The 20,336-nt window shown below is 73.1% G+C and carries 24 protein-coding genes and 1 pseudogene; 22 read left to right on the plus strand and 3 right to left on the minus strand.

All coding sequences use genetic code 11. The features are described 5' to 3' along the window. Window positions 1-7: 7 nt before the first annotated feature. Window positions 8-1,036 (minus strand): annotated as a pseudogene (locus ACIRGB_RS23640) (hypothetical protein). A gap of 181 nt (window positions 1,037-1,217) precedes the next feature. Then, a complete protein-coding gene (locus ACIRGB_RS23645) occupies window positions 1,218-2,795 on the minus strand; it encodes an oxidoreductase (protein ID WP_403868434.1) in 1,578 nt (525 codons plus the stop codon). 199 nt (window positions 2,796-2,994) lie between these two features. On the opposite strand from ACIRGB_RS23645, the gene hisD reads away from it, so the two are divergent. The 11 genes from hisD (at window position 2,995) to ACIRGB_RS23700 (ending at window position 10,642) form a co-directional block, all read left to right on the plus strand. Continuing rightward, window positions 2,995-4,320, plus strand: coding sequence for a histidinol dehydrogenase (hisD, locus tag ACIRGB_RS23650; protein ID WP_403868437.1), 1,326 nt, complete (start codon window positions 2,995-2,997; stop codon window positions 4,318-4,320). Beyond that, complete coding sequence (locus ACIRGB_RS23655; protein ID WP_403868440.1) at window positions 4,317-5,426, plus strand: histidinol-phosphate transaminase; 1,110 nt, start codon at window positions 4,317-4,319, stop codon at window positions 5,424-5,426. The genes hisD and ACIRGB_RS23655 overlap by 4 nt, the downstream gene beginning before the upstream one ends. Continuing rightward, window positions 5,423-6,016 carry an imidazoleglycerol-phosphate dehydratase HisB gene (gene hisB / locus ACIRGB_RS23660; protein ID WP_403868443.1) on the plus strand — a complete coding sequence of 198 codons (594 nt, stop codon included), beginning with the start codon at window positions 5,423-5,425 and terminating at the stop codon, window positions 6,014-6,016. The genes ACIRGB_RS23655 and hisB overlap by 4 nt, the downstream gene beginning before the upstream one ends. Window positions 6,017-6,019: 3 nt before the next feature. Then, on the plus strand, window positions 6,020-6,184 hold the full coding sequence (locus ACIRGB_RS23665; protein ID WP_403868446.1) for a hypothetical protein: 165 nt from the start codon (window positions 6,020-6,022) through the stop codon (window positions 6,182-6,184). Beyond that, complete coding sequence (hisH, locus tag ACIRGB_RS23670; protein ID WP_403869102.1) at window positions 6,181-6,822, plus strand: imidazole glycerol phosphate synthase subunit HisH; 642 nt, start codon at window positions 6,181-6,183, stop codon at window positions 6,820-6,822. The genes ACIRGB_RS23665 and hisH overlap by 4 nt, the downstream gene beginning before the upstream one ends. Window positions 6,823-6,839: 17 nt before the next feature. After that, entirely contained in the window at window positions 6,840-7,565 is a 726-nt protein-coding gene (gene priA, locus ACIRGB_RS23675) for a bifunctional 1-(5-phosphoribosyl)-5-((5-phosphoribosylamino)methylideneamino)imidazole-4-carboxamide isomerase/phosphoribosylanthranilate isomerase PriA (protein ID WP_403869105.1), read from the plus strand. Further along, entirely contained in the window at window positions 7,562-7,966 is a 405-nt protein-coding gene (locus tag ACIRGB_RS23680) for a RidA family protein (RefSeq protein WP_403868448.1), read from the plus strand. Before priA ends, ACIRGB_RS23680 begins: the two co-directional genes overlap by 4 nt. Beyond that, window positions 7,963-8,718 carry an imidazole glycerol phosphate synthase subunit HisF gene (gene hisF / locus ACIRGB_RS23685; protein ID WP_403868451.1) on the plus strand — a complete coding sequence of 252 codons (756 nt, stop codon included), beginning with the start codon at window positions 7,963-7,965 and terminating at the stop codon, window positions 8,716-8,718. Before ACIRGB_RS23680 ends, hisF begins: the two co-directional genes overlap by 4 nt. Before the next feature lie 67 nt (window positions 8,719-8,785). Then, entirely contained in the window at window positions 8,786-9,004 is a 219-nt protein-coding gene (locus ACIRGB_RS23690; RefSeq protein ID WP_102932556.1) for a hypothetical protein, read from the plus strand. Continuing rightward, window positions 9,001-9,375 carry a hypothetical protein gene (locus ACIRGB_RS23695; RefSeq protein WP_403868453.1) on the plus strand — a complete coding sequence of 125 codons (375 nt, stop codon included), beginning with the start codon at window positions 9,001-9,003 and terminating at the stop codon, window positions 9,373-9,375. The genes ACIRGB_RS23690 and ACIRGB_RS23695 overlap by 4 nt, the downstream gene beginning before the upstream one ends. A gap of 4 nt (window positions 9,376-9,379) precedes the next feature. After that, window positions 9,380-10,642, plus strand: coding sequence for an MFS transporter (locus tag ACIRGB_RS23700; protein ID WP_403868456.1), 1,263 nt, complete (start codon window positions 9,380-9,382; stop codon window positions 10,640-10,642). Window positions 10,643-10,654: 12 nt separating this feature from the next. Here the strand turns inward: ACIRGB_RS23700 and ACIRGB_RS23705 are convergent, their stop codons facing one another. Further along, window positions 10,655-11,290: a TIGR03085 family metal-binding protein gene (locus ACIRGB_RS23705; protein WP_403868459.1), complete on the minus strand. Its 636-nt coding sequence runs from the start codon at window positions 11,288-11,290 to the stop codon at window positions 10,655-10,657. Window positions 11,291-11,371: 81 nt separating this feature from the next. Between ACIRGB_RS23705 and hisI the strand changes: the two genes are divergently transcribed. The 11 genes from hisI to lgt all read left to right on the plus strand — a co-directional run bounded on the left by hisI (window position 11,372) and on the right by lgt (window position 20,308). Then, window positions 11,372-11,800, plus strand: a complete 429-nt coding sequence (hisI, locus tag ACIRGB_RS23710; protein WP_403868462.1) for a phosphoribosyl-AMP cyclohydrolase — start codon at window positions 11,372-11,374, stop codon at window positions 11,798-11,800. 20 nt (window positions 11,801-11,820) lie between these two features. Continuing rightward, window positions 11,821-13,311 (plus strand): anthranilate synthase component I, encoded by a 1,491-nt coding sequence (locus ACIRGB_RS23715; protein ID WP_403869108.1) that lies wholly within the window; start codon window positions 11,821-11,823, stop codon window positions 13,309-13,311. An 83-nt stretch (window positions 13,312-13,394) separates the two neighbouring features. Next, complete coding sequence (locus ACIRGB_RS23720) at window positions 13,395-14,036, plus strand: TIGR02234 family membrane protein (RefSeq protein WP_403868465.1); 642 nt, start codon at window positions 13,395-13,397, stop codon at window positions 14,034-14,036. Between the two features lie 118 nt (window positions 14,037-14,154). Further along, the gene (locus tag ACIRGB_RS23725; protein ID WP_356362990.1) at window positions 14,155-14,406 is read left to right on the plus strand and encodes an HGxxPAAW family protein; all 252 of its coding nucleotides are present in this window, start codon (window positions 14,155-14,157) and stop codon (window positions 14,404-14,406) included. Window positions 14,407-14,536: 130 nt separating this feature from the next. Next, window positions 14,537-14,965: a DUF2752 domain-containing protein gene (locus ACIRGB_RS23730; protein ID WP_403869111.1), complete on the plus strand. Its 429-nt coding sequence runs from the start codon at window positions 14,537-14,539 to the stop codon at window positions 14,963-14,965. A 117-nt stretch (window positions 14,966-15,082) separates the two neighbouring features. After that, window positions 15,083-15,892 (plus strand): indole-3-glycerol phosphate synthase TrpC, encoded by an 810-nt coding sequence (gene trpC / locus ACIRGB_RS23735; RefSeq protein WP_403868468.1) that lies wholly within the window; start codon window positions 15,083-15,085, stop codon window positions 15,890-15,892. Between the two features lie 21 nt (window positions 15,893-15,913). After that, a complete protein-coding gene (gene trpM, locus ACIRGB_RS23740; protein WP_403868471.1) occupies window positions 15,914-16,087 on the plus strand; it encodes a tryptophan biosynthesis modulator TrpM in 174 nt (57 codons plus the stop codon). Between the two features lie 109 nt (window positions 16,088-16,196). Next, on the plus strand, window positions 16,197-17,480 hold the full coding sequence (gene trpB, locus ACIRGB_RS23745) for a tryptophan synthase subunit beta (protein WP_403868474.1): 1,284 nt from the start codon (window positions 16,197-16,199) through the stop codon (window positions 17,478-17,480). Continuing rightward, window positions 17,477-18,292, plus strand: a complete 816-nt coding sequence (gene trpA, locus ACIRGB_RS23750; RefSeq protein ID WP_403868477.1) for a tryptophan synthase subunit alpha — start codon at window positions 17,477-17,479, stop codon at window positions 18,290-18,292. The genes trpB and trpA overlap by 4 nt, the downstream gene beginning before the upstream one ends. Window positions 18,293-18,390: 98 nt before the next feature. Beyond that, window positions 18,391-19,164: a DsbA family protein gene (locus ACIRGB_RS23755; protein ID WP_403868480.1), complete on the plus strand. Its 774-nt coding sequence runs from the start codon at window positions 18,391-18,393 to the stop codon at window positions 19,162-19,164. Between the two features lie 76 nt (window positions 19,165-19,240). Next, window positions 19,241-20,308: a prolipoprotein diacylglyceryl transferase gene (gene lgt / locus ACIRGB_RS23760; RefSeq protein ID WP_403868483.1), complete on the plus strand. Its 1,068-nt coding sequence runs from the start codon at window positions 19,241-19,243 to the stop codon at window positions 20,306-20,308. Window positions 20,309-20,336 lie beyond the last annotated feature (28 nt).

Genomic DNA, 20,336 nt, shown 5'->3' on the forward strand with positions numbered 1-20,336 from the left:
CAGAAGCCTAATGGTCGCCGGGGCGGACGCGTCCGCCGTGCCCACTTCGTGGCTGTCCCGAACACGCCGTACCGGCCCCGGAGACCGCTCACGCCACGCGCGCACGGACGTCCGCGCGCACCCGGAGGAAGCCGCCGAGCGGGTCGTCCGTGTCCCGGTCCCACGGGAAGGACGTGACGTACGGGCCGGTCAGCCGCAGCTGCTCCGCCGCGTCCCGGTGGCGTTCCAGGCGGACGAGGACGTGGACGAGCAGGTTCCGCAGCTCCGCCGCCCAGGGGTCGGCCGCCGGGTGCACCGCGGAGAGGGCGATCGCGCGGTCCGCGGCGGCGTCCAGGCGGCGGCGGTGGGTGCGGACGGCGGTGGGCGTCGGGCAGGTGAGCGCCGCGTGCAGCGGCAGTGCCCGGACGAGGGCGTCCTCGGGGGCGTCCTGGGCGGCCGTCTCCGCGAAGTCCAGGCACTCGCCGTGCGCGTCGGGCGAGGCGGCGGCCAGGTACTCCAGGGCGGCGACGTGGCTGCCGTAGTGGTGCGGGCAGCGCCGGACCGCCTGCTCCCACAGGCGCTCGAACTCGGCGTGTCCGGCACGCGCGCCCCGCGCGGCGTCCAGGGCGGTCCGCCACGGCACCGGGTCGTCGGGGCCGGCGGACTCGGCGGCGGCCACCACGGTGGGGACCACCTGGCGCAGCAGTTCGGCGCGGGCCGGCGAGTCCCAGTCGCGGTGGACCGTCAGCCGGGCCGCGACCAGCAGGGCGTCGGGGTCGTCCGGGGCGGCGGCACGCCAGGCGTCGAGCCACTCGGAGCGGGAGCGGGCGAAGGCGGCGAGCCGGGTCGCGTAGCGGTCGCGGTGGTCCCATTCGGCGTTCTCGCGGGTACCGGCGAGCAGGCCGGCCGCGGGGCCGTGCTCGCCCCGGGCCGCGGCGACGAGGGCGGGGGCGAGGCGGTCGTCGGGGGCGTCGAGGAGCACGTCGTCGTCTTGGGCGGGCCGTGACGACCGGGAGCGGGCCCGGGCGGTCGCGGTCCGCAGGAACGCGCGCAGCATGGCCAGTACGACGGCCGAGGGTTCGGGATGGTTGTGCGGCCCCGGCTCCGCCTTTGGCCGAACCTGTGTACCCACCCGCACCACCTGTGCGGCATGCGGCGCCGGGTGCGAGCCCACACCGGGAGACGGGTGTCCGGGGCCCGTCCTGCCGCCGGGGCGGGCCGGGGCCGTCCCGGCGGAGTCAGTTGCGGCGGAGCAGGCGGGTGGCGCCCGCCGCCACCGTGGTGGCCAGGACCCAGCCCAGCAGGACCAGGGCCGTCGACAGCCACTGCCAGCCGTCGTGGAGCTGCCAGGAGGCCGCCTGGCCCAGGTCGATCACCGGGAGGAGGAGGTCGAGGGCGAAAAGCGCCGGGTTCCAGTCCGGGTGCTCGCCGCTCTTCAGCGGAGGCGGCTCCGCGCGGGCGAAGGCGAGGGAGCCGGCCGCCCACAGCACCGCCATCCACACCGCCGCCCGGCCCGGCCGGTAGCCGTAGGCCACCGTCCAGTCCTGCGCGTAGCCCACCAGCTTCGCGGCGACCGGCAGGCTCTCGCGGCGCCTGCGGTGCTTGGCCAGCAGCACCTCGCGGGCGTCCTCGTCCTCGCCGCCCGCCCGCAGCACGGCGGCGAGGCGCTCGTACGGCTCCGGGTGGTACTCGGCGGTCGCGGCGCCCACCCAGCGCAGCCGCTTCTCCAGCGGGAACGGCCCGCGCGGCACCAGGTTCTCGTAGGCGAAGCCGCCCATGTGCAGCCGGCCGGGGCCCGGCCAGCTGTCCGCCCGGTCCATCAGGTTGACCACCCGCGCCCCCGACAGCACCACCCGCCCGCGCGCCGGACGCTCGCCCAGGAAACGCAGCTCGGGCGTCTGCACCCGGCGCAGCGACAGCTCCTGGTCGTCGGTGAAGGTGAACCGGGCGTGCTCCAGGTCCAGGGCGTCGCCGAACCGCCCGTCGTCGAGGCGCACCCCGCCCTCGCACTCGAAACGCTGGATGCGGGTGCCCTGCGCCGGGGTGGTGCCGCGCAGCAGCGGGCTGCCCAGGCCCGCCGGGGTCAGGTACAGCGTGCGCTCCACCGTCAGCTGCGGGGCGTTCAGCGCGTGCCGCGTGTACGGGTTCAGCAGCCGGGCGCCGCGCAGGCTCAGCGACACGCCGACCTGGGCGCTGCGCAGGCTCACCTCGCCGTGCGACTCCAGCATCTCGGCCTGGAGGTCCTGCCCGACCGTCATGCCGTCCGCGGCGATGGAACGCCCGCTGCGGTCCCGGTGCACGATCGCCTGGTTGAGCAGCAGGTCGGTGCCTATGCGCGCGTCCGTGAGCCGGATGCCGCCCGGGAAGCGGGAGCGCGGCAGGTGCAGGTCGCCCTCGGTGTGCAGCCGGGCCGCCTCCAGGCGCGGCACCGCGCAGTCCACCAGCCGCACCGTCGTGAACCGGGTCTCCGGCAGCAGCACCTCGCGCTCGAAGCGGCAGCGCCGCAGCTCGACGTAGGGCACCACCGTGCCGCCCGCCAGATCCATCGTGTCGCTGATCCGCACGCCCACCAGCTGGAGCGAGGACACCCGGCCCGCGAGCGCCGGCGGACCGTCCAGGAGCAGCCAGCACACGACGCGGGCCCGCACGGTCCGCTCCGGCCCCCACGGACGCCCGCCGTGCGGGTCGTCGACGAGCGGGTCGCCGCTGCTCAGGTCGTACACGCTGCCGTTGCGGAACGCCTGCCACATGCCGGCCTCGGCGATGGTCAGGTCGTCCGGCAGCTCTCCGTCACGATGGCCGGCCCCCTCGGTCACGGTGCTTCACTCCCTCCCCGGCTACTCGTCGGTCGCTCACTCTTCGTACAACCGTTCATGCCCACTGCGTGACCTTCCGAACACTCAAAGTGAGCACGGATCGCGTGAGTTCACCGCGGGCCGTGAGGTCCGTCGCGTTCTGTATCAGCCATTGATACGCGCGGACCGTGCCGGACGCGGGTCTGAGAGAATTGGTTCCGTGATCTCCCGAATCGATCTGCGCGGCGACGCCCTCCCCGAGGGCCCCGCCCTGCGCGACCTGCTGCCCCGAGCCGACTTCGACGTCTCGGCCGCCCTGGAGAAGGTGCGTCCGATCTGCGAGGCCGTGCACCATCGCGGGGACGCGGCGCTGATCGACTTCACCGAGCAGTTCGACGGCGTCCGGCTGGAACGGGTGCGGGTCCCGGCCGAGGAGCTGACTCGCGCGCTGGAGGGCCTCGACCCGGCCGTGCGCGCCGCGCTCGAGGAGTCCATCCGCCGCGCCCGCCTCGTCCACCGCGAGCAGCGCCGCAGCACGCACACCACCCAGGTGGTGCCCGGCGGGTCGGTCACCGAGAAGTGGGTGCCGGTCGAGCGGGTCGGGCTCTACGTGCCCGGCGGCCGGTCGGTCTACCCGTCGTCCGTCGTCATGAACGTGGTGCCCGCGCAGGAGGCCGGCGTCGGCTCGATCGCGCTCGCCTCGCCCGCGCAGGCCGAGTTCGGCGGCATCCCGCACCCCACCATCCTCGCCGCCTGCGCCCTGCTCGGCGTGGACGAGGTGTACGCGGCCGGCGGCGCCACCGCCGTCGCGATGTTCGCCTACGGCACCGAGTCCTGCCCGCCCGCCGCCATGGTCACCGGCCCCGGCAACATCTGGGTCGCCGCCGCCAAGCGCTTCTTCACCGGGAAGATCGGCATCGACGCCGAGGCGGGCCCGACCGAGATCGCCGTCCTGGCGGACTCGACCGCCGACCCGGTGCACATCGCCGCCGACCTGATCAGCCAGGCCGAGCACGACCCGCTGGCCGCCGCCGTCCTGGTCACCGACTCCGTGGAGCTGGCGGACGCGGTGGACAAGGAACTGCGGCCGCAGGTCGAGGCGACCAAGCACATCGAGGACCGGATCCGCCCGGCCCTCGCCGGCCGCCAGTCCGCGATCGTCCTCGTCGACGGCCTGGACGAGGGCCTGCGCGTGGTCGACGCCTACGGCGCGGAGCACCTGGAGATCCAGACCGCCGACGCCGCCGCCGTCGCCGACCGGGTCAAGAACGCCGGCGCGATCTTCGTCGGCCCCTGGGCGCCCGTCTCGCTCGGCGACTACGCGGCCGGGTCCAACCACGTCCTGCCCACCGGCGGCTGCGCCTGCCACTCCTCCGGCCTGTCCGTGCAGTCCTTCCTGCGCGGCATCCACATCGTCGACTACACGCGCGACGCGCTCGCCGAGGTCGCGCGGCACGTGGTGACGCTGGCGGAGGCGGAGGACCTGCCCGCGCACGGCGCGGCGATCAAGGCGAGGTTCGAGTGGAAGGTCCCGGAGAGCAAGTGACGTTCGGCATCGACGATCTCCCCGTACGGGACGAGCTGCGCGGCAAGTCCCCCTACGGCGCGCCCCAGCTGGACGTGCCGGTACGGCTGAACACCAACGAGAACCCGTACCCGCTGCCCGACGCGCTGGTCGAGCGGATCACCGAGCGGGTCCGCGAAGCCGCCCGCGACCTCAACCGCTACCCCGACCGGGACGCGGTCGAGCTGCGCACCCAGCTCGCCGCGTACCTGACGAAGACCACCGGGCACCCCCTGGACGTGCGCAACGTCTGGGCGGCCAACGGCTCCAACGAGGTCATCCAGCAGCTGTTGCAGACCTTCGGCGGGCCGGGCCGCACCGCGATCGGCTTCGAGCCGTCGTACTCGATGCACGGCCTCATCGCGCGCGGCACCGGCACCGGCTGGATCTCCGGGCCGCGCCACGAGGACTTCACCATCGACGTGCCCGCCGCCGAGCAGGCGATCGCCGAGCACCGCCCGGACGTCGTCTTCGTCACCACCCCCAACAACCCCACCGGCAACGCGGTCCCGGCCGAGACGGTCCTCGCCCTGTACGAGGCGGCCCAGGCGGCGAAGCCGTCCATGGTCGTGGTCGACGAGGCGTACATCGAGTTCAGCCACGGCGCCTCCCTGCTGCCGCTGCTGGACGGCCGGCCGAACCTGGTCGTCTCGCGCACCATGTCGAAGGCGTTCGGCGCGGCGGGCCTGCGCCTGGGCTACCTCGCCGCGCACCCCGCCGTCGTCGACGCGGTCCAGCTCGTACGGCTGCCGTACCACCTGTCGGCCGTCACCCAGGCGACCGCGCTGGCCGCCCTGGAGCACACGGACACGCTGCTGAAGTACGTGGAGCAGCTGAAGACCGAGCGGGACCGGCTGGTCGCCGAACTGCGGGCCATCGGCTACGAGGTGACCGAGTCCGACGCCAACTTCGTCCAGTTCGGGCGGTTCACGGACTCCCACGCGACCTGGCGGAAGATCCTCGACCGGGGCGTCCTGGTCCGGGACAACGGCGTGCCGGGCTGGCTGCGGGTCACCGCCGGCACCCCGCAGGAGAACGACGCGTTCCTCGACGCGGTACGTGAAGTCAAGAAGGAGCAGCACACATGAGCCGCGTAGGGCGCGTGGAGCGCACCACCAAGGAGACCTCGGTCCTCGTCGAGCTCGACCTCGACGGCACCGGCAAGACCGACATCGCCACCGGCGTCGGCTTCTACGACCACATGCTCGACCAGCTCGGCCGGCACGGTCTGTTCGACCTGACCGTGAAGACCGACGGCGACCTGCACATCGACTCCCACCACACCATCGAGGACACCGCCCTCGCGCTGGGTGCCGCCTTCAAGCAGGCGCTCGGCGACAAGGTGGGCATCTACCGCTTCGGCAACTGCACGGTCCCGCTGGACGAGTCCCTCGCCCAGGTCACCGTCGACCTCTCCGGCCGCCCCTACCTCGTGCACACCGAGCCCGAGAACATGGCGCCGATGATCGGCGAGTACGACGTGACGATGACCCGGCACATCCTGGAGTCCTTCGTCGCCCAGGCCCAGGTCGCCCTGCACGTGCACGTGCCCTACGGACGCAACGCGCACCACATCGTGGAGTGCCAGTTCAAGGCGCTGGCCCGGGCCCTGCGCTACGCCTCGGAGCGCGACCCCCGCGCGGCCGGCATCCTGCCTTCCACGAAGGGCGCGCTGTAACCGATGAACGGTACGTCCACCGCACTGATCGTCGTCGGTCTCTTCCTCCTCGGCGGCATCTACTCCTTCGCCAAGCAGCAGATGCCCAGGGGCCTGATCGTGCTGCTCTCCATCGGCGCCGGCATGTGTCTGCTCGCGGGCGTCCTGAGGCTGGAGGTGTGGAGTTGACCGCCGCCAAGAAGGTCGTCGTCTTCGACTACGGCTTCGGCAACGTCCGTTCCGCCGAGCGTGCCCTCGCGCGCGCGGGAGCCGACGTCGAGATCACCCGCGACTACGACCGGGCCATGAACGCCGACGGGCTGCTGGTCCCCGGCGTCGGCGCCTTCGCCGCCTGCATGGACGGCCTCAAGGCCGCCCGCGGCGACTGGATCGTCGACCGCAGGCTGTCCGGCGGACGCCCGGTCATGGGCATCTGCGTCGGCATGCAGATCCTCTTCACCCGCGGCATCGAGCACGAGGTGGAGGCCGAGGGCCTGGACGAGTGGCCCGGCACGGTCGGACCGCTCCAGGCCGACGTCGTGCCCCACATGGGCTGGAACACGGTGGAGGCACCGGCCGACTCCCGGCTCTTCGCCGGCCTGGACCCGGACGCCCGCTTCTACTTCGTGCACTCCTACGCCGTCCACGAGTGGACCCAGGAGGCGCACAACCCGCTGATCGCCGCGCCCAGGGTCACCTGGGCCACGCACGGCGAGCCCTTCGTGGCCGCCGTGGAGAACGGCGCGCTGTGGGCCACCCAGTTCCACCCCGAGAAGTCCGGTGACGCCGGAGCCCAGCTCCTCACCAACTGGATCGAGACCCTGTAGAGATGAGCCCGGTAGAGATGAGCAAGTTCGAACTCCTCCCCGCCGTCGACGTCCGCGACGGCCAGGCCGTCCGCCTCGTGCACGGCGAGTCCGGCACCGAGACCTCCTACGGCTCCCCGCTGGAGGCCGCCCTCGCCTGGCAGCGCTCCGGCGCCGAGTGGCTGCACCTGGTGGACCTGGACGCGGCGTTCGGCACCGGGGACAACCGCGCGCTGATCGCGGAGGTCGCGAAGGCGATGGACATCAAGGTGGAGCTGTCCGGCGGCATCCGCGACGACGACACCCTCGCCGCCGCCCTCGCCACCGGCTGCACCCGGGTGAACCTGGGCACCGCCGCCCTGGAGACCCCCGAGTGGGTCGCCAAGGTCATCGCCGAGCACGGCGACAAGATCGCGGTCGGCCTGGACGTACGGGGCACCACGCTCCGCGGCCGGGGCTGGACCCGCGACGGCGGTGACCTCTACGAGACGCTGGACCGCCTGAACAAGGAGGGCTGCGCCCGGTACGTCGTCACCGACATCGCCAAGGACGGCACCCTTCAGGGCCCCAACCTGGAGCTCCTGAAGAACGTCTGCGCCGCCACCGACCGCCCGGTCGTGGCCTCGGGCGGCGTGTCCTCCCTGGACGACCTGCGCGCGATCGCCGGGCTGGTCCCGGACGGTGTCGAGGGGGCCATCGTCGGGAAGGCCCTCTACGCGAAGGCGTTCACCCTGGAAGAGGCCCTGGAGGCTGTGTCCACATGACATCCGAAGCCGTACGCCGCGTGCAGAGCGGAAGTCCCTGGGAAGAGTCCTTCGGTTTCGCACGGGCGGTGGCGGCGGGTGATCGTGTCATCGTGGCGGGCACCACCGCCGCCAAGGGCGACATGCTCCACGGCGAGGGCGACCCGTACGAGCAGACGAAGGTGGCCTTCGGCTTCGCCGTCGAGGCCCTCGCCGAGTTCGGGCTCGGCATCGAGTCCGTGATCCGGACCCGTGTGTGCCTGGCACATTCCCGTGACGTCGACGCGGTGGGCCGCGCCCACAAGGAGCTGTTCGACTCCGTACGCCCGGTCACGACCCTGCTGGTCGTGCAGGGCTTCATCGACTCGCGGGTGCTGGTGTCCGTCGAAGTGGAAGCGTATAGAGGAGCCGTGGATTCATGACCCTGGCGGTCCGAGTCATCCCCTGCCTGGACGTGGACAACGGCCGGGTCGTCAAGGGCGTCAACTTCCAGAACCTGCGCGACGCGGGCGACCCCGTCGAGATGGCCAAGGTGTACGACGCCGAGGGCGCCGACGAGCTGACGTTCCTGGACATCACCGCCTCGTCGGGCGACCGCGAGACGACCTACGACGTGGTGCGCCGCACCGCCGAGCAGGTGTTCATCCCGCTGACCGTGGGCGGCGGGGTGCGCACCGCCGACGACGTGGACAAGTTGCTGCGGGCCGGTGCGGACAAGGTGGGCGTGAACACGGCCGCCATCGCCCGCCCCGACCTGATCCGCGAGATCGCCGAGCGGTTCGGCCGGCAGGTCCTCGTGCTGTCGGTCGACGCCCGCCGCACCGAGGCCGGCACCTTCGAGGTGACCACCCACGGCGGCCGGCGCGGCACCGGCATCGACGCGGTCGAGTGGGCGCACCGGGCCGCCGAGCTGGGCGCGGGGGAGATCCTGCTCAACTCGATGGACGCGGACGGCACGAAGGACGGCTACGACCTGGAGATGCTGGCGGCGGTGCGCAAGCACGTGACCGTCCCGGTCATCGCCTCGGGCGGCGCGGGCGGCCTCGCCCACTTCGCCCCGGCGGTCGAGGCGGGCGCGGACGCGGTACTGGCGGCGTCGGTCTTCCACTTCGGCGACCTGCGGATCGGCGAGGTGAAAACCGCCCTGCGCGAGGCGGGGCACCCCGTTCGGTAGTTCGAAGGGTCCCCCTTGGTAGTGAAGGCGGTAGTGGCTGCGGTTTCGCTATCGCTAAGGTGCTCATATGCCTGGGATCACGATTGAGTTCACCGAGGAAGAGCTGGCCGAGCTGCGCGCGGAGGCCAAGGAGCAGGGCGTCGCGATCAAGCGGCTGGCGCACGACATACTGACCGAGGACGTGGTGCGCCGGCGGCAGAAGCAGCGGTTCGTGGAGGGGGCGTCCAAGAAGGCCCGCGAGATCATGGCCGACTTCGAGGAGCGCTTCCCGAGGGGGCTTCGGTGACGCTGTATGTGGACACCGGCTGGGTCCTCAACATCCAGGTGAACGTGTCACCGCAGAACACGCCGATCCGGGACTGGGGCGCGCTGCACTGCATGGTCGAGCGGCACAGGTACGAGCGGGTCGCCGGTGAGCCCTACTACGAGGAGGTGCCCGCGCGGGCCGCGACGTTTCTGCACACCGCGCTGCGACTGAGGCCCTTCACCGACTACAACGCTTCCATCGGTGTGGCCTGCTCCTGGGAGTACATGGAGCAGGCCGGGATGCCCTTCGAGCTGCCGTACGGGGAGATGGCCAAACTCGTCTCCGACATCCGCAGCGACGAGGCCGACCTCAACGAAACCGCCCGCCTGCTCCGTGACTGGGCCGCCTGACCAGGTGTCCGACCTCACCGACATATCCGACCGCCGGATCGAGTCCACCCCCGGCCGCCCCGCCCACCGTGACCCCAATGTCCTGCGCTGGGTCGGTGCCTATACCGCGTCCATGGTCGGCGACATGGTGTTCTTTCTCGCGCTGTCCTGGGCCGCCGTGCAGAACGGCACCCCCGCGCAGGCCGGCCTCGTCACCGCCGTCAGTGCGGTGCCCCGGGCGCTGCTCATGCTCGGCGGGGGAGTGGTCGCCGACCGGCTCGGGCCGCGCCGGGTCGTCATCGGCAGCGACGCCGTACGGTGCGGCGCGGTCCTCGCCGTCGCCGCCGTGCTCTTCGCGGCCGACCCCGGGCTGTGGCTCCTCGCCCTGCTCGCCCTTGTCTTCGGCACCGTCGACGCCGTGTTCCTGCCCGCGGTCGGGGCCCTCCCGGCGCGGATCACCTCCAAGGACCAGCTCGCCCGCGTCCAGGGACTGCGCGGTCTCGCCGTGCGCTTCGCCGCCGTCGTGGGCGCACCGCTCGGCGGACTCGGCGTGGCGCTCGGCGGCGCGGCGGCGGCCTTCGCGTTCGCCGGACTGCTGATCGCCGTGTCCCTGCCGCTGCTGGTCTCCGTACGGATGCGCGACCTGCCCGCCGACGACGCGCCCACCGCGCGGGGGACCACCGCCTGGCGGGACCTGGTGGGCGGGCTCCGCTACGTCCGCCGGCACCGCGTCCTCGGCCCGCTCATGGTGACCATCGCCCTGGGCGACCTCGGCTTCGTCGGCCCCCTCAACGTGGGCCTCACCCTGCTCGCGGACGAGCGGGGCTGGGGCGCCTCCGGGATGGGCTGGGTGCTCGCGGGGTTCGGGACGGGCGCCGGAGCCGCCGCCCTGCTGCTGACCGTACGGGGACGCCTGCCGCGCGCCGGGTGCGTCGCCGCCGGCGCCATCATCCCCGGCGCGGCCGCGATCGCCGCCCTGGCCCACGCGCCCGGCCTCCCCGCGGCCGTCGGCACGGCGCTGCTCATCGGCCTGCTCACCGGGCTCAGCGGCGCCATGTGCGGCGCCCTGCTGCAAACCCAGTCCGACCCCGCCTACCTGGGCCGCGTCACCGCCGTCGGAGGCATCGTCAGCCTGGGGATCGCGCCGCTGAGCATGCCCCTGTCGGCCGCCGCCATCGGCGCCTGGGGCACCGGCCCCGTCTTCGCCGTCAGCGCCGTGGTCTGCGGCCTCGGCGGGGTCGTCGCCCTGTGCGCGCCGGGCGTACGGCGGGCCGAGCTGCCGAAGTGAGCGACCCGGGGATCAGATCCCGAGCTGCTTGGTCTCCCGCAGCTTGGCGATGGCGTCCTGCTCGCCCTCCAGCTCCACCTTCGCGGCGCTCTGCCGGCCGTACGCGAACAGCAGCAGCTCGGACGGCTCGCCCGTCGCCGTCACCACCGGCGTGCCCCGGTGGGCGACGGTCGTCTGGCCGTTGGGACGGCGCAGCACCAGACCCGTCGGGATGCCCCGGCCCATCAGGCGGGCGGCGCGCTCCAGACGGGACCACAGGGCGTCCTGGAAGACCGGGTCCAGCTCGCGCGGCGACCAGTCGGGCTGGGCGCGGCGGACGTCCTCGGCGTGGACGTAGAACTCGACCGTGTTCGCCGCCTCGTCCACCTGCTTGAGCTGGAAGGGGGAGAAGCGCGGCGGGCCCGTGCGGATCAGCTGGAGCAGTTCCTCGTACGGCTTCGCGCCGTACTCCTCCCTCACCCGGTGGAGGCGGGAGGCCAGCGGCTTGATCAGGGCGCCTCCGGCCGCGTCCGGGCGCCGTTCGCGCACCACCACGTGCGCGGCCAGATCACGGGTCCGCCAGCCCTCGCACAGGGTAGGGGCGTCCGGACCCGCCGTCTCCAACAGGTCCGCGAGCAGAAGTCGTTCACGCTTGGCGAAGGTCGACATGGAGTCAGCCTACGGCGGCCCGCCGGGTCCGCCCAATGGACATCCCGGAAGCGTGTCCGTCCCGCGCGGCACAATGGGCGCATGACCAGCAGCTCCCCCACCAGCGGCGGCCCCGGGCGGTCCGGCCCGCTCGCCTCCGAGATCGCCGACCGGCTCAAGCGCAGCGCCGACGGCCTCCTGCCCGCCATCGCCCAGCAGTACGACACCGGCGAGGTGCTGATGCTCGGCTGGATGGACGACGAGGCACTGCACCGCACGCTGACGACCGGCCGCTGCACCTACTGGTCGCGCAGCCGCCGGGAGTACTGGGTCAAGGGCGACACCTCGGGGCACTTCCAGTGGGTGAAGTCCGTCGCCCTTGACTGCGACGCCGACACCGTGCTCGTCAAGGTCGACCAGGTGGGCGCCGCCTGCCACACCGGCACACGCACCTGCTTCGACACCGACGTGCTCCTCGCCGAAGACGCCGAAGACGCCGCGGGCACCGACGCGCCCGGTGCGGGTCAGTAGGGTCTGCCGCCATGGACGACATGGACCTCGAGACCTTCCGCAAGCTCGCCGCCGACCGCCGGGTGATCCCGGTCGGCCGCAAGCTCCTCGCCGACGGCGACACCCCCGTGGCCCTGTACCGCAAGCTCGCCGCCGAGCGCCCCGGCACCTTCCTGCTGGAGTCCGCGGAGAACGGCCGGTCCTGGTCCAGGTACTCCTTCGTCGGCGTCCGCAGCGCCGCCACCCTCACCGAGCGGGACGGGCAGGCCCACTGGCAGGGCACCCCGCCCGTCGGCGTCCCCACCGACGGCGACCCGCTCGCCGCCCTGCGGGCCACCGTCGAGGCCCTGCACACCCCGCGCGACCTCGCCCACGACCTCGGCCTGCCGCCCTTCACCGGCGGCCTGGTCGGCTACCTCGGCTACGACATCGTGCGCCGCCTGGAGAAGGTCGGCCCGGGGGAGCGCGACGACCTGAGGCTCCCCGAGCTGACCATGCTGCTCACCAGCGACCTCGCCGTCATGGACCACTGGGAGGGCTCGGTCCTGCTGATCGCCAACGCGATCAACCACAACGACCTGGAGACCGGCGTCGACGAGGCCTACGCCGACGCGATCGCCCGCCTGGACGCCATGGAGGCCGACCTCACGCGCGCGGTGGCCCAGCCCCCGGCCGCGCTGCCGCCCTCCGAGCTGCCCGAGTACACCGCGCTGTGGGGCGGCCCCGACTTCCAGGACGCCGTCGAGGACATCAAGGAGCGCATCCGCGCGGGCGAGGCCTTCCAGGTCGTCCCCTCCCAGCGGTTCGAGACGCCCTGCACGGCGAGCGCGCTCGACGTGTACCGGGTCCTGCGGGCCACCAACCCCTCGCCGTACATGTACCTGCTCCGCCTCGACGGCTTCGACGTCGTCGGCTCGTCCCCCGAGGCCCTGGTCAAGGTCGAGGGCGGACGCGCCCTGGTGCACCCCATCGCCGGCACCCGCCCGCGCGGCGCCACCCCGCAGGAGGACCAGGCCCTCGCCGACGAACTGCTCGCCGACCCCAAGGAGCGCGCCGAGCACCTGATGCTCGTCGACCTCGGCCGCAACGACCTGGGACGCGTCTGCGAGCCCGGCTCGGTCGAGGTCGTCGACTTCATGTCCGTCGAGCGGTATTCGCACGTCATGCACATCGTCTCGACGGTCACCGGACGGGTCGCCCCGGGCCGCACCGCCTTCGACGTCCTCACCGCCTGCTTCCCGGCCGGCACCCTCTCCGGCGCGCCCAAGCCGCGCGCCCTTCAGATCATCGACGAACTCGAACCCTCCCGGCGCGGCCTGTACGGCGGCTGCGTCGGCTACCTCGACTTCGCGGGCGACTCCGACACCGCCATCGCCATCCGCACGGCGCTGCTGCGTGACGGCACCGCCTACGTCCAGGCGGGCGCCGGCGTCGTCGCCGACTCCGACCCGGTCGCCGAGGACACCGAGTGCCGCAACAAGGCGGCGGCCGTGCTGCGGGCCGTACACACGGCCAACCGGCTGGCGCAATAGGGGCAACCGGCCGGAGGGGTGGGGCGATTCTCACGCCCCCAATGCGAACCCCGGGTGACGGTTCGCCCGGGGTTCGGGTGATAGTGGAGTACGTGACAGCCGTTCCTCACCCCCGCACCCCAGCCGCAGGACCCGCCCGGGCCGGCCGCCGGAGCCTCGCCGTCGCCCTGATGTGCGGCGCGCTCGGCGCCGCCGTCGCCCTGCTCGCCACCCGGCAGGAGTGGGCGGAGGGCACCGCGACGGTGGCCGGCGGCGCGTTCACCCTGACCGCCAAGGGCAGCGACGTCACGGGCGTACCCGCGGCGCTCGCCATAGTCGGCCTCGCCGCGCTCGTCGCCGTCTTCGCCGTCCGCCGCGCCGGCCGCTTCGCCGTCGCCGCCGTGCTCGCGCTCAGCGGCGCGGGCACCGTCGCCGCCGCCCTGGCGGGCGCCTCCGACAGCTCGGCCCTGGACGACCAGGCCGCCAAGGCGGCCGGTGACACCTCGGCCACCGTCGACGTGCTCTCCCACACCGCGTGGCCGTACGTCGCGGCCGTGGGCGGTGCGCTGCTCCTGCTGGCCGGGCTGCTCGCGCTGCGCTACGGCCGCCAGTGGCCCGCGATGTCCGGCCGCTACGAGCGCGACGGCACCCCGCGCCCGCGCCGCAGGCCGCAGACCGTCGACCCGGACCGCCCCGAGGACCTGTGGAAGGCCATCGACCGCGGCGAGGACCCCACCAGCGCCTGACCGCCCGAACCGCGTGTTCACCCGCCGGAGCACCCCCGCTCACGGCGCGTGCCCCCGTGCGGGACAATGGGTGCGAGCGTCCTGCTCAGACATGGCACACAGCAACGAGGAGCAAGCAATGGCGGGCAGCAGCCACGGTCACACCCCGGCCGCCTGGACCGGTGTCATCATCTCCTTCATCGGTTTCTGCATCGCGGGCATGTTCATGGTGGCCGCCCAGCCGTGGGGTTTCTGGGCCGGCCTGGCGGTCGTGCTCCTCGGCGGTGTCGTCGGCTACATCATGAAGATGATGGGCCTCGGCCAGCCGAAGCAGAACCACCCCGTGCACCAGGTCAGCGGCGAGCGCGCGCAGGCCGGCGCCAAGGGCTGACCACCGGGCACGGCGGTCACGGACCTCCTGAGGGGCGGACCGGCACAGGGGTGCCGGTGACCGCCCCTCACGTGCGCGCGGGGGCCGCCGGGGGCAGAATGCGGGCGTGGACGTCGAGAGCGGGAAACCCATGCGGACCGGCACCGGCACCCTCCGGCCCCGCGGCGCGGTCCTGCGCCTGGCCGTCCCGGCCGGAGTGCTCGCGGCCGTCGCCGGGGCCTTCGCCTACGTGGGGAGCGTGGACCCCTACGAGCCCGGCCACTACCCCGTCTGCCCCCTGCTGCGTTTCACGGGCGTCTACTGCCCCGGCTGCGGCGGCCTGCGCAGCGCCCACTCCTTCGTGCACGGCGACCTGACCGCCGCGCTGCACGCCAACGCGCCCGCCGTCCTCGCCTATCTGGGCTTCGCCGTCCTGTGGACCGTCTGGGTGGTCCGCGCGGCCCGGGGGCGTCCGGTGCGCATCGACCTCGGGCCGGTCCACCTGTGGACCCTGGGGACGTTGCTGCTGGTCTTCACCGTTGTCCGGAACCTGCCGTTCGGCGGCTGGCTCCTTCCTTGATCATCCACGGAACGTCCACCCAGTGGGACCCGGATCGGCCGGATGCGGGACCGGTGCCCGGCTCCGGATACCATCACAGTGACCACACGTTTCGCCGTCTGAAAGGGGGCCGCTCGCGTGAGTGTGCTCGACGAGATCATCGACGGAGTCCGTGCCGACCTCGCGGAGCGGCAGGCGCGCGTCGGCCTCGACGAGCTCAAGGAGCGCGCGGCCAAGGCCCGCCCCGCGAAGGACGGCGTGTCCGCGCTGCGCGGCGACGGCGTCAAGGTCATCTGCGAGGTCAAGCGCTCCAGCCCCTCCAAGGGCGCGCTCGCGGCCATCGCCGACCCGGCCGGGCTCGCCGCCGACTACGAGGCGGGCGGCGCGGCCGTCATCTCCGTCCTCACCGAGGAGCGCCGCTTCGGCGGCTCGCTGGCCGACCTGGACGCGGTCCGCGCGCGCGTGGACATCCCCGTGCTGCGCAAGGACTTCGTCGTCACCTCGTACCAGCTGTGGGAGGCCCGCGCCCACGGCGCCGACCTCGTGCTGCTGATCGTCGCGGCCCTCGAACAGCCGGCCCTGGAGTCGCTGATCGAGCGCGCCGAGTCCATCGGACTCACCCCGCTGGTCGAGGTGCACGACGAGGACGAGGTCGAGCGCGCGGTGGACGCGGGCGCCAAGGTCATCGGCGTCAACGCGCGCAACCTGAAGACGCTCGAGGTCGACCGCGGCACGTTCGAGCGGGTCGCCCCGGAGATCCCCGCGCACATCGTCAAGGTCGCCGAGTCCGGCGTCCGCGGCCCGCACGACCTGATCGCCTACGCCAACGAGGGCGCCGACGCCGTCCTGGTCGGCGAGTCCCTGGTCACCGGCCGCGACCCCAAGACGGCGGTCTCCGACCTGGTGGCGGCCGGCGAGCATCCCGCACTCCGCCACGGCCGGGGCTGACCCGCCGGTAAGCTGAGCCCGATGACTCCCGCACTCGCTCCGGCCCCCCGGGACCCGTACGCCCGCCTCGCGCGCGGCTGCCGGCCCCGCGGCTGCCGCGCGCCCGCACGCCGGGTGCACGGCCGCCGGGTGCGGTACGTCATCGGCGACGAACCGGGTCAGGTCAACGGCATGCGATGGCGACGCGCCCCATAGGGGTGCGGGGAACTGCGCGACCGGCCCGCCACGGCGGCCGGTGGCCGACACATGGTCCCCGCCCCCACGGCGATTAGTCCCCACCAGACACTCACCGTGAGGTACCCGCATGCCCAGCACCTTCTTCATCCCCGACCCGGAGGGCCAAGTCCCCTCCGCAGAGGGCTACTTCGGCGCCTTCGGCGGCAAGTTCATCCCCGAGGCCCTCGTCGCCGCCGTCGACGAGGTCGCCGTCGAGTACGACAAGGCCAAGTCCGACCCCGAGTTCGCCCGGGAGCTGGACGACCTCCTGGTCCACTACACCGGCCGCCCCTCCTCCCTCACCGAGGTACCGCGCTTCGCCGCCGAGGCCGGCGGAGCCAGGATCTTCCTCAAGCGCGAGGACCTGAACCACACCGGCTCGCACAAGATCAACAACGTGCTCGGCCAGGCCCTGCTCACCAAGCGCATGGGCAAGACCCGCGTCATCGCCGAGACCGGCGCCGGCCAGCACGGTGTGGCCACGGCCACCGCCTGCGCCCTCTTCGGCCTCGACTGCACCATCTACATGGGCGAGATCGACACCCAGCGCCAGGCCCTCAACGTGGCCCGTATGCGCATGCTCGGCGCCGAGGTCATCGCCGTGAAGTCCGGCAGCCGCACGCTGAAGGACGCGATCAACGAGGCGTTCCGCGACTGGGTCGCCAACGTCGACCGCACCCACTACCTGTTCGGCACCGTCGCGGGTCCCCACCCCTTCCCGGCGATGGTCCGCGACTTCCACCGGGTCATCGGCGTCGAGGCCCGCCGCCAGCTCCTGGAGCAGGCCGGACGCCTGCCCGACGCCGCGATCGCCTGCGTCGGCGGCGGCTCCAACGCCATCGGCCTCTTCCACGCCTTCATCCCCGACGCGGACGTCCGCCTCATCGGCTGCGAGCCCGCCGGGCACGGCGTCGAGACCGGCGAGCACGCGGCCACCCTGACCGCGGGCGAGCCCGGCATCCTGCACGGCTCCCGGTCCTACGTCCTCCAGGACGACGAGGGCCAGATCACCGAGCCGTACTCGATCTCGGCCGGCCTGGACTACCCGGGCATCGGACCCGAGCACGCCTACCTCAAGGACTCCGGCCGCGGCGAGTACCGCGCGGTCACCGACGACGCCGCCATGCAGGCCCTGCGCCTGCTGTCGCGCACCGAGGGCATCATCCCGGCCATCGAGAGCGCCCACGCGCTGGCCGGTGCCCTGGAGGTCGGCAAGGAGCTGGGCAGGGACGGGCTGATCGTGGTCAACCTGTCCGGCCGCGGCGACAAGGACATGGACACCGCCGCCCGCTACTTCGGGCTGTACGACACCGACGCCGAGGTCGCCGCCGACGAGACCGGCGCCGCGGAGATCGAGGGGGACGCCAAGTGAGCGGGAACGTACAGCTGCTGGACGACACCCTCGCGGCCGCGAAGTCCGAGGGCCGCGCCGCCCTGATCGCCTACCTCCCGGCCGGGTTCCCGACCGTCACGGGCGGCATCGCGGCGGTCAAGGCCGCGCTCGACGGCGGCGCCGACGTCGTCGAGGTGGGCCTGCCGCACAGCGACCCGGTGCTCGACGGGCCGGTGATCCAGACCGCCGACGACATCGCCCTGCGCGGCGGCGTGCGGATCGCCGACGTGATGCGCACGGTCCGCGAGGCGCACGAGGCCACCGGCAAGCCGATCCTCGTCATGACGTACTGGAACCCGATCGACCGCTACGGCGTGGAGCGCTTCACCGCCGAGCTGGCCGAGGCGGGCGGCGCCGGGTGCATCCTGCCCGACCTGCCCGTCCAGGAGTCGGCCCTGTGGCGGGAGCACGCCGACAAGCACGGGCTGGCCACGGTCTTCGTGGTCGCGCCCAGCAGCAGGGACGCGCGCCTCGCCGAGATCACCGCGGCCGGCAGCGGCTTCGTCTACGCGGCCTCCCTCATGGGCGTCACCGGCACCCGCGAGTCGGTCGGGGCGCAGGCCGAGGACCTGGTGCGGCGCACCCGCGCCACCACCGACACCCCGGTCTGCGTCGGCCTCGGCGTCTCCAACGCCGCGCAGGCCGCCGAGGTCGCCCGGTTCGCCGACGGCGTGATCGTCGGCTCGGCGTTCGTCAAGCGGATGCTGGACGCGCCCGACGACGCGGCCGGCCTGGAGGGCGTCCGCGCGCTCGCCGCCGACCTGGCGAAGGGCGTGCGCGGACAGGCGTGACGCCGGGCCCGGGAACGGGCCCAGCACAGAGGTCCCTCGTACGAGTGGACCTGGGACCGGGGAGGCGCGCTGCGCCTCCCCGGTTCGTTCTGCGGGGTGTGAGCGAGAAGAACCGACAGGGAAAGCGCGGCGCCCGCGAGAAGCTGGCGGCCGAGCGCGAGAAGCAGAAGTCCAGGGACAAGCGCCGCCGCGCGCTGATCGTCGGCGCGAGCGTGGTCTGCGTGCTGGGACTCGCGGCGGTGATCGGCGTGGTCGCGGCCAACGCGGGCAAGGACGACGGCAGCGAGTCGGCCGGTCCGGTCGTGGCGCCCTCGGGGGCCCAGGGCAAGGACGGCCTGGCGATCCCCGTCGGCAAGGAGAGCGCCAAGTCGACGCTCACCATCTGGGAGGACTTCCGCTGCCCGGCCTGCAAGGCCTTCGAGCTGGCGTACCGCGACACCGTCCACGAGCTGACCGACGCCGGGCAGCTCAAGGTCGAGTACCACCTCGCGACCATCATCGACGGCAACATGGGCGGCACCGGCTCGCGCAAGGCGGCCAACGCCGCGGCCTGCGCCCAGGACGCCGGGAAGTTCCCCGCCTACCACGACGTGTTGTACGACAACCAGCCGCCGGAGACCGAGGACGCCTTCGCCGACGAGGACAAGCTCCTCGACCTGGCGGGCAAGGTCGACGGCCTCGACACCACCCTGTTCCAGGAGTGCCTGAAGAACGGCAAGCACAACAGCTGGGTGGAGAAGTCCAACAAGGCCTTCCAGAACGGCGGCTTCAGCGGCACCCCCACGGTCCTCCTGGACGGCAAGAACATCTACCAGGACCGCTCCATGACCCCGGCCAAGCTCAAGCAGATGGTGGAGGAGGCGAACAAGTAGCGCGCCCGCTCGTTACGGACCCGTAGCCGGGCTGCCCACCGCGCCCCGCGTCCGACACGGTAGCGTCGACCCTGCCATGGAACTTGCCTTCATTCCCAGCCCGTCGCGCGGGGTGCTGCACCTCGGCCCCATCCCGCTGCGCGGCTACGCGTTCTGCATCATCATCGGCGTCTTCGTTGCCGTCTGGCTCGGCAACAAGCGCTGGATCGCCCGGGGCGGGCGGCCCGGCACGGTGGCCGACATCGCGGTCTGGGCCGTTCCCTTCGGCCTGATCGGCGGACGCCTCTACCACGTGATCACGGACTACCAGCTGTACTTCAGCGAGGGCCGTGACTGGGTCGACGCGTTCAAGATCTGGGAGGGCGGGCTCGGCATCTGGGGCGCGATCGCGTTCGGCGCGGTGGGCGCCTGGATCGGTGCCCGGCGCCGGGGTGTCCCGATGCCCGCGTACGCCGACGCCGTCGCCCCCGGCATCGCTCTCGCGCAGGCCATCGGCCGCTGGGGCAACTGGTTCAACCAGGAGCTGTACGGCAAGGCGACCGACCTGCCGTGGGCCGTGGAGATCACCTCGACGGCCGACGGCCGGGTGCCGGGCACCTACCACCCGACCTTCCTGTACGAGTCGCTGTGGTGCATCGGTGTCGCGCTGCTCGTCATCTGGGCCGACCGGCGCTTCCGGCTGGGCCACGGGCGAGCCTTCGCCCTGTACGTCGCCGCGTACTGCGCGGGCCGGTTCTGGATCGAGTACATGCGCGTCGACGACGCCCACCACATCCTGGGCCTGCGGCTGAACAACTGGACCGCGCTCGTGGTGTTCCTGCTCGCCGTGGTGTACATGGTGCTCTCGGCGCGGAAGCGGCCGGGCCGGGAGGCCGTGGTGGAGCCCGGCGCGGAGACCGCCGCCGGTGACGCCGGGACCGACGGGACCGCCGGGGAGAAGGACGCGAAGCAGGACGCCGGGGCCGCCTCCGCGGACGCCGGAACCGACGACGCGGACGATGCGGACGGTGCGGACACCGCCGGGAAGACCGACGCCCCCGACCTCACCAAGCCCACCGGGACCGCCGGGGACACGCACGCCCCGGAGGACGCGAAGGACGCCGAGGCCGTGAAGGACGGCGCCGACTCCGCGAAGAAGGGCTGACCCGCCCGTCACGTACGCCGCCGAGGGC

The organism is Streptomyces sp. NPDC102490 (genome assembly GCF_044765285.1).
Classification (GTDB): Bacteria; Actinomycetota; Actinomycetes; order Streptomycetales; family Streptomycetaceae; genus Streptomyces.

Coding starts and splice junctions, on each gene's coding strand:
- hisB (WP_403868443.1), top strand. CDS start 5,423: ATGAGCCGCGTAGGGCGCGTGGAGCGCACCACCAAGGAGACCTCGGTC.
- ACIRGB_RS23665 (WP_403868446.1), top strand. CDS start 6,020: ATGAACGGTACGTCCACCGCACTGATCGTCGTCGGTCTCTTCCTCCTC.
- priA (WP_403869105.1), top strand. CDS start 6,840: ATGAGCAAGTTCGAACTCCTCCCCGCCGTCGACGTCCGCGACGGCCAG.
- ACIRGB_RS23680 (WP_403868448.1), top strand. CDS start 7,562: ATGACATCCGAAGCCGTACGCCGCGTGCAGAGCGGAAGTCCCTGGGAA.
- hisF (WP_403868451.1), top strand. CDS start 7,963: ATGACCCTGGCGGTCCGAGTCATCCCCTGCCTGGACGTGGACAACGGC.
- ACIRGB_RS23690 (WP_102932556.1), top strand. CDS start 8,786: ATGCCTGGGATCACGATTGAGTTCACCGAGGAAGAGCTGGCCGAGCTG.
- ACIRGB_RS23705 (WP_403868459.1), bottom strand. CDS start 11,290: ATGTCGACCTTCGCCAAGCGTGAACGACTTCTGCTCGCGGACCTGTTG.
- hisI (WP_403868462.1), top strand. CDS start 11,372: ATGACCAGCAGCTCCCCCACCAGCGGCGGCCCCGGGCGGTCCGGCCCG.
- ACIRGB_RS23715 (WP_403869108.1), top strand. CDS start 11,821: ATGGACCTCGAGACCTTCCGCAAGCTCGCCGCCGACCGCCGGGTGATC.
- ACIRGB_RS23725 (WP_356362990.1), top strand. CDS start 14,155: ATGGCGGGCAGCAGCCACGGTCACACCCCGGCCGCCTGGACCGGTGTC.
- ACIRGB_RS23730 (WP_403869111.1), top strand. CDS start 14,537: ATGCGGACCGGCACCGGCACCCTCCGGCCCCGCGGCGCGGTCCTGCGC.
- trpM (WP_403868471.1), top strand. CDS start 15,914: ATGACTCCCGCACTCGCTCCGGCCCCCCGGGACCCGTACGCCCGCCTC.
- trpB (WP_403868474.1), top strand. CDS start 16,197: ATGCCCAGCACCTTCTTCATCCCCGACCCGGAGGGCCAAGTCCCCTCC.
- lgt (WP_403868483.1), top strand. CDS start 19,241: ATGGAACTTGCCTTCATTCCCAGCCCGTCGCGCGGGGTGCTGCACCTC.